Source organism: Lutibacter sp., assembly GCF_033723435.1.
Lineage (GTDB): Bacteria > Bacteroidota > Bacteroidia > Flavobacteriales > Flavobacteriaceae > Lutibacter.
In genome coordinates this window covers 1-12,956 of record NZ_JAWVXC010000009.1, presented here as the reverse complement: position 1 = coordinate 12,956, position 12,956 = coordinate 1, and the positions used below count along the sequence as shown (strand labels likewise).

At 29.8% G+C, this 12,956-nt stretch carries 13 protein-coding genes; 8 read left to right on the top strand and 5 right to left on the bottom strand.

Annotated elements, in window-relative coordinates; genetic code table 11:
- The first annotated feature begins 53 nt into the window (after positions 1-53).
- From R3342_RS12070 to R3342_RS12045, 6 genes are all read left to right on the top strand, one after another.
- Entirely contained in the window at positions 54-1,424 is a 1,371-nt protein-coding gene (locus R3342_RS12070; RefSeq protein WP_318940555.1) for a hypothetical protein, read from the top strand.
- Between the two features lie 95 nt (positions 1,425-1,519).
- On the top strand, positions 1,520-1,966 hold the full coding sequence (locus tag R3342_RS12065; RefSeq protein WP_318940554.1) for a hypothetical protein: 447 nt from the start codon (positions 1,520-1,522) through the stop codon (positions 1,964-1,966).
- A 9-nt stretch (positions 1,967-1,975) separates the two neighbouring features.
- Entirely contained in the window at positions 1,976-2,704 is a 729-nt protein-coding gene (locus R3342_RS12060; RefSeq protein WP_318940553.1) for a CsgE family curli-type amyloid fiber assembly protein, read from the top strand.
- Between the two features lie 23 nt (positions 2,705-2,727).
- Positions 2,728-3,138 carry a curli assembly protein CsgF gene (locus R3342_RS12055; protein ID WP_318940551.1) on the top strand — a complete coding sequence of 137 codons (411 nt, stop codon included), beginning with the start codon at positions 2,728-2,730 and terminating at the stop codon, positions 3,136-3,138.
- Between the two features lie 19 nt (positions 3,139-3,157).
- Complete coding sequence (locus R3342_RS12050; RefSeq protein WP_318940550.1) at positions 3,158-4,552, top strand: CsgG/HfaB family protein; 1,395 nt, start codon at positions 3,158-3,160, stop codon at positions 4,550-4,552.
- 11 nt (positions 4,553-4,563) lie between these two features.
- Positions 4,564-6,072, top strand: coding sequence for a carboxypeptidase regulatory-like domain-containing protein (locus R3342_RS12045; protein WP_318940549.1), 1,509 nt, complete (start codon positions 4,564-4,566; stop codon positions 6,070-6,072).
- A gap of 52 nt (positions 6,073-6,124) precedes the next feature.
- Here the strand turns inward: R3342_RS12045 and R3342_RS12040 are convergent, their stop codons facing one another.
- Positions 6,125-6,991 carry a hypothetical protein gene (locus tag R3342_RS12040; protein WP_318940548.1) on the bottom strand — a complete coding sequence of 289 codons (867 nt, stop codon included), beginning with the start codon at positions 6,989-6,991 and terminating at the stop codon, positions 6,125-6,127.
- A 99-nt stretch (positions 6,992-7,090) separates the two neighbouring features.
- Here R3342_RS12040 and R3342_RS12035 point away from each other — a divergent pair, with 99 nt between their 5' ends.
- Complete coding sequence (locus R3342_RS12035) at positions 7,091-8,269, top strand: AIR synthase related protein (RefSeq protein ID WP_318940547.1); 1,179 nt, start codon at positions 7,091-7,093, stop codon at positions 8,267-8,269.
- A gap of 49 nt (positions 8,270-8,318) precedes the next feature.
- Positions 8,319-9,395, top strand: coding sequence for a peptide chain release factor 1 (gene prfA, locus R3342_RS12030; RefSeq protein WP_318940546.1), 1,077 nt, complete (start codon positions 8,319-8,321; stop codon positions 9,393-9,395).
- A gap of 77 nt (positions 9,396-9,472) precedes the next feature.
- Here prfA and rplT read toward each other — a convergent pair whose 3' ends face one another.
- The 4 genes from rplT to thrS all read right to left on the bottom strand — a co-directional run bounded on the left by rplT (position 9,473) and on the right by thrS (position 12,659).
- Positions 9,473-9,817: a 50S ribosomal protein L20 gene (rplT, locus tag R3342_RS12025; RefSeq protein WP_298263391.1), complete on the bottom strand. Its 345-nt coding sequence runs from the start codon at positions 9,815-9,817 to the stop codon at positions 9,473-9,475.
- Between the two features lie 90 nt (positions 9,818-9,907).
- Positions 9,908-10,105 carry a 50S ribosomal protein L35 gene (gene rpmI, locus R3342_RS12020; protein ID WP_115880544.1) on the bottom strand — a complete coding sequence of 66 codons (198 nt, stop codon included), beginning with the start codon at positions 10,103-10,105 and terminating at the stop codon, positions 9,908-9,910.
- Between the two features lie 34 nt (positions 10,106-10,139).
- Complete coding sequence (infC, locus tag R3342_RS12015; RefSeq protein ID WP_318940646.1) at positions 10,140-10,658, bottom strand: translation initiation factor IF-3; 519 nt, start codon at positions 10,656-10,658, stop codon at positions 10,140-10,142.
- 63 nt (positions 10,659-10,721) lie between these two features.
- Positions 10,722-12,659 (bottom strand): threonine--tRNA ligase, encoded by a 1,938-nt coding sequence (thrS, locus tag R3342_RS12010; RefSeq protein ID WP_318940539.1) that lies wholly within the window; start codon positions 12,657-12,659, stop codon positions 10,722-10,724.
- Positions 12,660-12,956 lie beyond the last annotated feature (297 nt).

Sequence of the window (12,956 nt, the reverse complement as noted above, 5' to 3'; positions counted from 1 at the left end):
TTTATGAAACAAATTTTATTAATTTTTATTTACTAATGTTTAAAATTTTTATTATGAAAAAACAAATTTTACTAGGAGCAGTATTATTATTTACTGCAGGTATGTATGCGCAACAATGTAATGATTGTGAAATACAACAACAAGATTGTACAGACTGTTCGTTTGACCAACTTCAATCAGGACCTCGTGGTGCAGCTATTAACACAAGTTTAGTGGACCAAGAAGGAGCACTAAACGTTGCAGTCGTTAACCAAACTGGAGACGGAAACTTTTCTACTATAAAACAAGATGGTAAAATGTTTTCTGGTCATGGTATGACAGGTGGTTATGGAAATGCAGCTTTTGTTAACCAATTGGGTGAAAGTAACCATTCAGATATTAAACAAGATGGTAATTATAACTATGGAGAAGTTTACCAAGATGGTACAGCAAACTATGCAAAACAAGACGTTGGTGTAGGATATGCTGAATGGAACACAGCAATGGCTCATCAATTTGGTGAAGGAAACACTTCATTCCAAAAACAACGTTATGATTATAATTTTGCTCATGTAGATCAAACTGGATTTGGAAACTATGCAGAACAAGACCAAAGCTCTCTTGCTAATGGTGTAGCAGGTAGTAATGCATATATTTGGCAATTTGATACTGAAAACCAAGCAAAACAAACACAACGTGGTAGCTATAACTGGGCAAATGCTTATCAATCGGGTTTACAAAATACTTCTAATGAAAACCAAATGTCAGATGCAGGAGGAAATTCTTCAAATTATTCTTGGGTAACCCAATTTGGAGCTTGGAATTTATCATGTGTATATCAAGTAGCTACAGGATTTGGATTAAATATGTCAACTGTTTTTCAAATCGGTGAAGGTAATGCATCATATGTAGACCAAATGGCTACAAATGGCTATAACACTAGCCTTGTACTTTCTAATGGTACTGCTAATAAATCAGTTGTAGCTCAAAATGCAGATGGAGGAAATAATAATAGTTTTGTTTGGCAAAATGGTACTGATAATGAATCTTATGTGGATCAAATGGCTAGTGGTGCAGGATCTAATTCTAGTTCTGTTTGGCAAGATGGAGATTCAAATATGTCAGGAGTTTCTCAAGAAGGAACTGGGTATAATGGAAGTGGAGTTACTCAAAGCGGAGGAGGAAACTATTCTGTAGTTGATCAATATGCAGATGGAGGAGCTAATTATAGTACTGTTGGACAATATGGATGGAATAATTTATCATGTGTTAATCAAAATGCAGCAGATGGATTTAATACTTCCAATGTTTATCAATGGGGAACAGATAATCAATCTTTTGTAAATCAAGATGCTATTTCTGCAAGTAACTATAGTAATGTTAGTCAAGTTGGTCATGCTAACTTTAGCTGTGTTACTCAAACTGGTATTAGTGCAGGAAACTAAGAATAAGCTTGCTTATTTTTATAATTAGAGATTTATAGAAAAATAAATAATTAAAAGGGGGGCATGTTTCCCCCTTTTTTTTTAAATTTGATATTATGAAAACTAAAAATCATTTATCTATAGTAGTATTTTTATTTTTTAGTATTGCTATATATTCCCAAGAGATTAGTAATCAAAATGCATTTGTAATTACACAATTAACGCAGTTAAATACTAATCCAAATTATTTGATGGATAATACTACAACTACACCTTCTAATAATAATTTGAATGTAAATAGTGTAGTAGAGTTAAATCAATTAGGCAACTTTAACACCATAGATTTAAAAGCTAGTTTAAATGACTCGCAAACTGTAAATCAAATAGGCAATAAAAATAATTATGTGTTTATTAATTATTTTAATTCCAACCCTTCCAATATGAATATATTACAGCAAGGGAATGATAATTTTTTACAAGTTTATGGTCAAAATAGTTTAATGAGTAAAATAAGTATTATTCAAAAAACAAATGCAAAAACATTAATAATTAAAAATTATTAATATAGTAGAATGTTTAATAAACTACTAAAAATATTATTTTTTGTTATTGTCATAGGTTCGTTTAATAATTCTTTTTCGCAACAAGAAGAAAATGGCGTAAAGGCAAAAATAGTTGCTAAATCAATAGATAATTTAGTAGATATAAAAGCAGTTGCTTTAAATGAGGATTTAACCTTTAAAGATGAATATACTTATTTATTGTTTTCATTAAAAAAAGGTGCCGAAGGTAACTATTCAAAAAACACACAATCTGGTGTTTTCTCATTAGAAGCTAATGAACAAAAAATATTATCTTCGCTTAAAATAAACCTTCAAAAAGATCAAGAAATTAAGGTGTATTTGTTTATAAGAAAAAACGGAGAACTTATTTCAAAAGATTCTGTTATTTACACAACAGCTGAAAAGACAAAAACAAAAATTTCTAAAGAAGAAGATTTTACCATTAAAGGCATTGTAGTTGACAATGTTATAACAAAAATGGGGAAAGATTTTTACGATTATTTTTATCAAGCCTATTTAGTTTCAGGAATTAAATACGGTTTTGTTATTAAAATTAATGAGAAACCATATTTAGGAAGAAGCAGTATAATAACCGTTTATGTTAAAGATTTTAAAATAAATGAATTTTATTCAAGGCCAAATGAAGAATATCTTAAATCTATGGTAAAGCTAACACTACAAAGGCTTAGTTTGTTTAACAAACAACAAAAAATGTTAAATAAAACAGGCAGAATATAATAAATTTTATATATATTTAAAAAATGAGAAAGTTAACCCAAATTTTAGCAATAGTTTTTTTTGTATTACCATTTTTTGTAAGTGCACAAAGCCTAGTTTATAAACCTATGAATCCATTTTTTGGAGGCGATACGTTTAATTATCAACAACTTTTAGCAGAAGCTAATGCACAAAACGATTTTCAAGATAGTCAAAGTACTGGCTATACTCAACAAACGGATATACAAAATTTCACAGCAAGTCTAAACCGACAATTATTAAATTCAATCTCTCAAAACTTATTTCAACAACAATTTGGAGATCAATCATTAACAGTAGGTACTTTTGTTTTTGGAAGTTTGGTAGTTGATATTCAACCAGCATCAAATGGTTTATCCGTAAATATACTCGATACTACTACAGGAGAACAAACTCAAATTATTATACCTAATTAAGAAATCCCTTTTTTCAATTATGAGAAAGCCTTACCTGCAAGTTTTAATTTTCTTCCTTTTATTATTATTACAAAGTTGTGGAGCATATTTCAATCAGCCCTTTACAACACAAAAAGCACGAATTGGAGAAAATACATCTTCTAAAAGTATATTAGATGGAATTTTACCTATAAAAGAAACTATAGTTGGCGTTTATAAATTTAGAGACCAAACAGGTCAATATAAACCTGTTGATAATGGATCTACTTTTAGTACAGCTGTAACCCAAGGAGGTACAGCAATTTTATTAAAATCATTAGAAGATTCTAAATGGTTCAACCCAATAGAGCGTGAAAATATTAGTAATCTATTGAACGAACGTCAAATCATTAGATCTACTAGACAAGAATACGCTAAAAATTCAAAAGAAAAACAAGTTACTTCATTACCTCCATTACTATTTGCAGGGATTATCATTGAAGGAGGTATAGTTTCTTTTGATTCTAATATTATTACTGGGGGAACTGGAGCTCGCTATTTTGGAGCAGGAGGTTCTTCAGAATATAGAGAAGATAGAATTACGGTATACCTTAGAGCTGTTTCTACATCAAGTGGAAGAATCCTTAAAAATGTATACGTATCTAAAACTATTTTATCTCAAGGTATTTCAGCAAATTTATTTAGATATGTAAAGCTAAGAAGATTGCTTGAAGTTGAAACAGGAGTAACTAAAAATGAACCTGCTCAATTAGCAGTAAAAGAAGCAATAGATAAAGCTGTACAAAATTTAATTATTGAGGGAATTATTGATGGTTTATGGAAACCTCAAGGTGGAGAAGCAGTAGTTGAAAAAATTAAAGAAAAATACGATAAAGAAAAAGAGGAAGCTGCATCAACAGCATTATTAAATAGGAAATTAGAAGATAGAAGAGGAAAAGCAGCAATTAGCATTACTGCTGGATCAGCAAATATTGAAGGAGATTATGGAGGTTCAAAAGGAAGAATATCCACAAGCATGGCATATAAACTATATTTTAAAAAACCAAACTTAAATTTAAATTTAGGGGTAGGATATCTACAATTAGAAAATGAAAAAGCATTTAAAGATGATTTTGTTTCTTTAGATATTAATTTGGAATATGATTTTTTACCTTATGAAGATTTGTCTCCGTTTGCTTATGCAGGTGTAGGTACTATTTCAAAAATAGATATGAATAACCCATATGCTAAATTACAATTTGGACTAGGTTTGGAATACTTACCTGTTCCAAATGTTGGAATTAAATTATTTGGAGAACAAAATGTAACCTTCACGGATAAATTAGATGGATTAGCTCAAGGTAAAAGAGATGATTATTTTTGGAGATTTGGAGTTGGGCTAAATTTTTATTTTGGCAAACCCTATAAAAGAGTAAAATCTGTAATATTTGAATAAAAATAAAAGAAATGAAAAAAAGATATATAATTATAGCAATTTTAGCAACAGCTCTTTTTACAAATTGTAGTGAAACTACGGTAGGTTTTGTTCAATATGGAACAATAACGGGTAGAGTTGTAAAATCAAAAAGTTTTGAGCCAATTGAAAACGCAAAAGTGACTATAAACCCTACAAATAATGCAGTTTTTACGGATGCTGATGGGTATTTTACTATGACTGATGTTGAAGTGGGCGATTACTCTGTTGGAGCAGCAAAAGAAGGCTATCTAGCAAATTTTCAGCCAGCAACGGTTAGTGCAGATAAAGAGGTAAATGTAATATTTGAGATGGATGATGATAATACTTTAAATAGACCACCGTCAACTCCAGAATTAATTACTCCAACAGATGGAAGTGTAGATCAGGAGTTGTCTATAGAATTCGTTTGGTCTTCCAAAGATCCTGATGATGACGCTATAGAGTATAGGTTAGAATTAAAAAATGATAAAGATGATAATGTGGTGGAAGTAACTAATTTAGCAGATACTACATATGTTATTTCGGACCTTAAGTATGGTGTAAAATATTTTTGGCAAGTAGCTGCAACGGATAGTATTAATGATGAAGTTTTAAGTCCAGTTAGCACTTTTAGAACAAAAGCTGACCCTCAAAACAGATATTTCTATGTTCGAAAAAATACAAATGGTAATAATATTATTTATTCCGCTACTTTTAATGAAACAAATGGGGTGGCTGAAAATGAAGTTCAATTAACAACGCAGGACCAAAATAGTTGGAGGCCAAGAAAAAATCAAGCGGCCAACTTAATTGGATTTTTAAGAACTTTTAATAATGAAACACAAATTTTTACAATGAACCCAGATGGGTCAAATATAAAACAGGTTACGGATGCAGTTCCTGTTACTAGTAATAATTTAAATGAAGTTGATTATGCATGGTCATCTAATGGAGACAGATTAATTTATCCTCATTATGATAAACTATATATGATTAATAAAGATGGAAGTGGCTTACAACAAATTTATCAAACAGCAGACGGTAGTTATATTACGGAATGTGATTGGAGTAATGACGGAAGTATGATAGCACTTAAAACAAATGATGTTACAGGCTATAACGTAGCTATATACACTATTGATATGAACGGAACAGTTTTAACCAATGTTTTATCTGGAGTTACTGGAGCTGCCGGAGGTTTAAATATATCTATTGATAATAAGTTATTAGTTTATACTTATGACGTGTCAGGTTATCAAAGTGCAGATAATAGACAGTTAAATACTCATATTTTTGTTTACGATTTTGCAGCTTCAACAGCAACGGATATTTCATCTACAAGTATTATAGCTGGATATAATGATCTTGACCCTAGATTTTCTCCTAACGAATCTAAAATAATTTTTGTTAGCACGTCTAATGATGGAATTTCGAATAAAACAATTTCAGTTATAGATGCAAGTAATGGAAATAACAGAAACGCGTTATTTGACAATGCAACTATGCCAGATTGGGAATAATTTATGGATCTATAATATTAAAAAATCCGAATGTTTAACATTCGGATTTTTTTTAATCTTGTAATTTTCTATCTGGTAAATCTTTTAAAAAGTAATTATAGGTTAATGTTAAGCACAATACAAAAATAGCTGCTATAACTCCAATTAAAACATCATAAATTGGTTCTGTAGAAAGTGATATTCTAATAAAAATGGTTGCAACCACAAATGCTGAATATCTGAATATTTTATAATAGTTAAGGGTATATCGTAAAGCAAATAATACAATAATAATATCACTAAATATTAATGTATTATAAAATGTGTGGAATGATCTTAGATATTCACCAGTTTTAAGTAATTCATAAACATCATGAAATCCAATTATAAAAAAAGCTAAAAACAGAAATAATGAAAGTAATTTTTTAGACTGTATAAAGCCCTTATTATCATCTTCCGTAGTGGATAAAGGCGTATGTAGTTGTAATTTATAAATAAAACCTAATAAAACAAAAATTAATAAAGCACCAAAAACATAAAAAAGCATATGAATTACAGGAATTTCCATCACTTTCCAATTAAAATCAGTAATATGACTAAATTCTTTAAAAGCGGATCTTAAAAAAATTAAGGAAAGTAATTCTAATTGCTTTCCAACAGATTTAGAAACAGATTTTGGAAGCACAAAAATTAAACTTAATAGCTCTAAAATTAATAATAAAGTAAATGATATTTCAATGGCGAAGAAGGGATTAGAAAAGTATTCATCCCATTTTCCTAATGATACTAAATTACTTCTATCTAAATAACTAATAGTTATTGATATTATAAAAGCAAAAACTAAAAATATACTTGTAAATTTATTAGTTTTTGGATTTTCCCAAATACTTTTTAATTTATTAAAAATAAATTCAGAGCCAGATAGAATTAAACTTTTCATAGTTAGTCGTTAAAATGTTTAAAAATAGGACAAAATATTAATAATTAGCAAAGAGTGCATTAATTTTAATATTTTTGCAAAAACTTTCAAGAGAACATAATGAGTAATAATATTTCTGATAGATACAATAAACGAGGTGTTTCCGCTTCAAAAGAAGATGTTCATAATGCTATTAAAAATGTAGATAAAGGACTTTTTCCAAAAGCGTTTTGTAAAATAATACCAGACTATTTAACTAATAACGATGATTATTGTGTAATAATGCATGCAGATGGAGCTGGAACAAAATCGTCTTTAGCATATACTTATTGGAAAGAAACTGGAGATATTTCTGTTTGGAAAGGAATAGCACAAGACGCTTTAATTATGAATATTGATGATTTATTGTGTGTTGGTGCAGTAGATAACATTTTACTTTCGTCTACTATTGGGCGAAATAAAAATTTAATTCCAGGAGAAGTAATTTCAGAAATTATTAATGGAACAGAAGAATTATTACAAGAGTTAAAACAATTTGGCGTTGAAATTTTTGCTACAGGAGGAGAAACAGCCGATGTTGGCGATTTAGTTAGAACTATTATTGTAGATTCTACAGTAACTTCAAGAATGAAAAGAGCTAATGTTATAAATAATGCTAACATAAAACCTGGAAATGTAATTGTAGGTTTAGCTTCTTTTGGGCAAGCTACTTATGAAAAAGAATATAATGGAGGAATGGGCTCTAATGGGTTAACATCTGCACGTCATGATGTTTTTAATAAGTATCTAGCACATAAATATCCAGAGAGTTTTGATGCTTCTGTACCAAATGAATTGGTATATTCTGGGAATATGAAATTAACAGATGAAGTAGAAAATTCTCCTATTAATGCAGGCAAACTGGTACTTTCTCCAACAAGAACTTATGCACCAATTATAAAAAAAATAGTAGAAAAATATTCTTCAAAAGAAATTAATGGAATGATACATTGTAGTGGAGGAGCGCAAACCAAAATTCTTCATTTTATTGATAATCTTCATATAATTAAAGATAATATGTTTGCAATACCACCTTTATTTAAGTTGATTCAAGAGCAAAGTAAAACGGATTGGAAAGAAATGTATCAGGTTTTTAATTGTGGACATAGAATGGAATTATATGTTTCTCCAGAAATTGCAGATGATATTATTGAAATTTCCAAAAGTTTTAATGTTGATGCTCAAATAATAGGAAGAGTTGAAACTTCGGAAATAAAAAAATTAACCATAAAAAGTGAATTTGGAGAGTTTATTTACTAAAATTAAATTAGTTTAAAATTTGTAAATTTGCATTCCAATAAAAAAATACATGTTAGATAAATTAAAGATAGTAAGACAACGTTTTGATGAGGTTTCAGATTTAATAATTCAACCAGATATTATTTCTGACCAAAAGCGCTATATTCAAATCAATAAAGAATATAAAGATTTAAGTAATGTTATGAAAATAGCGGATGAGTATGAATTGTTGTTGAAAAATATTGAAGAAGCTAAAGAAATAATTGCAGATGGTTCTGATGCAGAAATGACAGAAATGGCAAAAATGGAATTGGAAGAAGCTACAAGTCGTTTGCCTAAATTGGAAGAAGATATAAAATTTATGCTTATTCCAAAAGATCCTGAAGATGCTAAAAACGTTATGATGGAAATTAGAGCAGGAACTGGAGGAGATGAAGCGAGTATTTTTGCGGGAGATTTATATAGAATGTATAGCAAGTATTGTGCTGATAAAGGTTGGAAAACTAGTGTTGTAGATTTAAGTGAAGGAACTTCAGGAGGTTTTAAAGAAATAATTTTTAGTGTTGAAGGAGAAGATGTTTATGGCGATTTAAAATTTGAAGCAGGAGTACATCGTGTTCAGCGTGTACCACAAACCGAAACTCAAGGTAGAGTTCATACATCAGCAGCAACCGTTATGGTTTTGCCAGAAGCAGAAGAGTTTGATGTAGAATTAAAACAAAGTGATATTCGAGTAGATTATTTTTGTTCATCTGGTCCGGGAGGCCAATCTGTAAATACTACCTATTCAGCTGTACGATTAACACATATTCCAACTGGTTTGGTAGCACAATGTCAAGATCAAAAATCGCAACATAAAAATAAAGATAAAGCAATGATTGTTTTGCGATCTCGTTTATATGAGTTAGAATTGGCAAAAAAACAAGAAGCAGATGCTTCAAAGCGTAAAAGTATGGTTAGCTCAGGAGATAGATCTGCTAAAATTAGGACTTATAACTATCCGCAGGGTAGAGTTACAGAACACAGAATTGGCTTAACACTCTATGATTTACAAAATATTATTAATGGAGATATCCATAAAATTATTGAAGAACTTAAATTAGCTGAAAATACAGAAAAGTTGAAAGAATTAGGAGAAGTCTTTTAATTAAGCTTAAATGAAATTAAAATAAAAAACCCGAACAATTTGTTCGGGTTTTTTTATATAAGCAAGAAATTAAAAATCTATTTTACTGTATCTACAATTGCCTTAAAAGCTTCTGGATTGTTCATAGCTAAATCGGCAAGAACTTTACGGTTCAATTCAATATTATTAGCTTTTACTTTACCCATAAACTGTGAGTAAGACATTCCATACTGACGAGCTCCAGCGTTTATACGTTGAATCCATAATGCACGGAAAGTTCTCTTTTTGTTTTTACGGTCTCTATAAGAATATAACATTCCTTTTTCAACCGCATTTTTTGCTACTGTGTAAACGTTTTTTCTACGTCCAAAGTAACCTTTTGCTTGCTTCAATATCTTTTTTCTTCTAGCTCTTGAAGCGACTGAATTTACTGATCTTGGCATAATTCATTTGGTTTTTTGTAGTAGGCGGTAATTTCTTACTCTTTGTTTGCGCTACTCCATGGTTAATAATTAAATTCCCTGTTAACTTTATTATTTTAAAGTTAATTGTTGTAAAATGCTAGCTTCATCTGATTTATGAACTAAACCAGTGTGAGTTAACTTTAATTTACGTTTTTTGCTTTTTTTAGTCAAAATATGACTTTTAAAAGCGTGTTTTCTTTTGATTTTTCCAGAACCTGTAAGCTTAAAACGCTTTTTGGCACTAGATTTGGTTTTCATTTTAGGCATCTTTCTTCTATTTTTATCTTGCTTATTTTATTTTCTATTTGACTTTTTTAGGAGACAAAAACATAATCATTCGTTTTCCTTCTAATTTAGGCATTTGCTCAACTTTACCATAATCTTCTAGCTCTTGTGCTAGACGTAAAAGTAAAATGTGTCCTTGATCTTTATAAATTATGGATCTACCTTTAAAAAACACAAATGCTTTTAATTTAGCTCCGTCTTGTAAAAATTTGATGGCATGTTTCTTTTTAAATTCAAAATCATGTTCATCGGTATTAGGACCAAATCTAATTTCTTTTACAACGACTTTTGAAGCTTTAGATTTTTGAGCTTTTTCACGCTTTTTTTGTTCGTATAGGAATTTTTTGTAATCAATAACTTTACAAACTGGCGGAACAGCTTTTGGTGATATTTCAACCAAATCTAATTCTTGTTCACGCGCAATTGCTTTTGCTTTTGATAATGGATAAACACCAATTTCAACGTTATCACCTACTAAACGAACTTCGTCAACATGAGTTATTTTTTCATTAATTCTATGTTGATCTTCTTTAATAATTCTCCAGGGTTTTCGTCCCCCTCTTCTTTTGATTGCTATAACTTAAAAATTTAAATTAAACTAAAATTGTTCTATACTATTAATTTCTTTATTTATAATGGAAACAAATTCTTTAATGGAAAATGTTCCTAAATCTCCTTCTCCTTGTTTTCTAATGGATATTGTTTCATTTTCTTCTTCTTTTTCCCCAACAATAACCATATATGGAATTTTATTTAATTCCGCATCTCTAATTTTTCTTCCAGTTTTTTCATTTCTGGAGTCTATAAGGGCGCGAATTTCGTCATTTTCTAACAAATGTAAAACTTTTTCGGCATATTTTTGATATTTCTCACTGATTGGCAGTATTATAACTTGTTCAGGAATTAGCCAAAGTGGTAGTTTACCGCCTGTATGCTCTAGTAAAACGGCAATAAAACGTTCCATAGAACCAAATGGAGCTCTATGAATCATAACTGGGCGATGTAATTTATTATCTGCTCCTTTATAAGATAATTCAAATCGTTCAGGCAAATTATAATCTACTTGAATGGTTCCAAGTTGCCAGCTTCTGCCTAAAGCGTCTTTTACCATAAAATCTAATTTTGGACCGTAAAAGGCAGCTTCACCATATTCAACTATATAATCTAATCCTTTTTCTTTGGTAGCATTTATAATAGCTGCTTCTGCTTTCTCCCAGTTTTCATCACTTCCAATATATTTTTCCTTATTATTTGGATCTCTTAACGAAACTTGTGCCGTAAAGTTTTCAAAACTTAATGATTTAAATACATATAATACTAAATCGATAACATTTTTAAACTCAGCATCTAATTGATCTGGGGTACAAAAAATATGAGCATCATCTTGAGTGAAACCTCTAACACGAGTTAACCCATGTAACTCACCACTTTGTTCATATCGGTAAACAGTACCAAATTCTGCAAATCTTTTAGGTAAATCTTTATATGAAAAAGGTTTGCTGTTATAAATTTCACAATGATGGGGGCAATTCATTGGTTTTAGTAAAAACTCTTCTCCTTCTTTTGGTGTATGAATTGGTTGAAAACTATCTTCTCCATATTTTGCATAATGACCAGAAGTAACATATAATTCTTTTTGACCAATATGAGGTGTTATCACCATTTCATATCCTGCTTTTTTTTGTGCTTTTTTAAGAAATTGTTCTAATCTATCTCTTAATGCAGCCCCTTTTGGAAGCCAAAGAGGTAATCCTTGTCCAACTTTTGCTGAAAATGTAAAGAGTTCTAATTCTTTTCCTAATTTTCTATGATCACGTTTTTTTGCTTCTTCCAGTAGCTCTAAATATTCGGTTAGCATTTTTTGCTTAGGAAAAGATATACCGTAAATTCTAGTAAGCTGATTGTTTTTTTCATCTCCTCTCCAATAAGCTCCAGCTGCACTCATAATTTTAACAGCTTTTACAATACCAGTGTTTGGAATATGGCCTCCTCTACATAAATCTGTAAAATCAGAATGGTCACAAAAAGTGATAGATCCATCTTCTAAATTTTCAATTAACTCAACTTTATATTCATTATTTTGCTTGCTGTAGAAATCTAAAGCCTCTTTTTTAGAAACCTCTCTTAATTTAAAATCAAATTTACCACGTGCAAATTCAATCATTTTCTTTTCAATTGCAGGAAAATCTTTCTCAGAAATAACATCTTCCCCTAAATCTACATCGTAATAAAATCCATTTTCAATAGCAGGTCCAATTGTTAATTTAACTTTAGGATAAAAGAATGTTATGGCCTGAGCAAGTAAATGAGCTGATGAGTGCCAAAAAGCTTTTTTACCTTCAACATCATTAAAAGTGTATAAAATTAAGGTTCCATTTTCTAATAGTGGCGTTGAAGTTTCTATAGTTTTATCGTTGAATTTAGCTGAAATTACATTTCGTGCAAATCCTTCGCTTATACTTTTAGCAACATCTAAAGGAGTACTACCGCTTTCTATTTCCTTAATTGAACCGTCTGGTAAAGTTATTTTAATCATTTTTTTTTATTGAGATTGCAAAGATATTAGAAAACTATTAAATGAACAATATGAATATACAATATAGTATAATATAGTTGAATATTTATTCAGAAGATTAAATTGAATTACGATATTTTTATTTTTCATAGTTTAATCATCACTGTTTCAAGGTTGTATTCCTTTTTTCAAAAAAGTAATAAAAAAAAGGTTTAAAAAAGTTGTAGGGAATAGAAAAAGAGTATTACATTTGCCACCGCTAATAAGGAGACGGTTTAGCGATACGATCAGGAACATAGATAGGGTAAAAAAACTTCA

Bases quoted from the DNA above. Each gene is read 5' to 3' on its own strand.
- R3342_RS12070 (WP_318940555.1), top strand. From the start codon at position 54: ATGAAAAAACAAATTTTACTAGGAGCAGTATTATTATTTACTGCAGGT.
- R3342_RS12065 (WP_318940554.1), top strand. From the start codon at position 1,520: ATGAAAACTAAAAATCATTTATCTATAGTAGTATTTTTATTTTTTAGT.
- R3342_RS12060 (WP_318940553.1), top strand. From the start codon at position 1,976: ATGTTTAATAAACTACTAAAAATATTATTTTTTGTTATTGTCATAGGT.
- R3342_RS12055 (WP_318940551.1), top strand. From the start codon at position 2,728: ATGAGAAAGTTAACCCAAATTTTAGCAATAGTTTTTTTTGTATTACCA.
- R3342_RS12050 (WP_318940550.1), top strand. From the start codon at position 3,158: ATGAGAAAGCCTTACCTGCAAGTTTTAATTTTCTTCCTTTTATTATTA.
- R3342_RS12045 (WP_318940549.1), top strand. From the start codon at position 4,564: ATGAAAAAAAGATATATAATTATAGCAATTTTAGCAACAGCTCTTTTT.
- R3342_RS12040 (WP_318940548.1), bottom strand. From the start codon at position 6,991: ATGAAAAGTTTAATTCTATCTGGCTCTGAATTTATTTTTAATAAATTA.
- R3342_RS12035 (WP_318940547.1), top strand. From the start codon at position 7,091: ATGAGTAATAATATTTCTGATAGATACAATAAACGAGGTGTTTCCGCT.
- prfA (WP_318940546.1), top strand. From the start codon at position 8,319: ATGTTAGATAAATTAAAGATAGTAAGACAACGTTTTGATGAGGTTTCA.
- rplT (WP_298263391.1), bottom strand. From the start codon at position 9,817: ATGCCAAGATCAGTAAATTCAGTCGCTTCAAGAGCTAGAAGAAAAAAG.
- rpmI (WP_115880544.1), bottom strand. From the start codon at position 10,105: ATGCCTAAAATGAAAACCAAATCTAGTGCCAAAAAGCGTTTTAAGCTT.
- thrS (WP_318940539.1), bottom strand. From the start codon at position 12,659: ATGATTAAAATAACTTTACCAGACGGTTCAATTAAGGAAATAGAAAGC.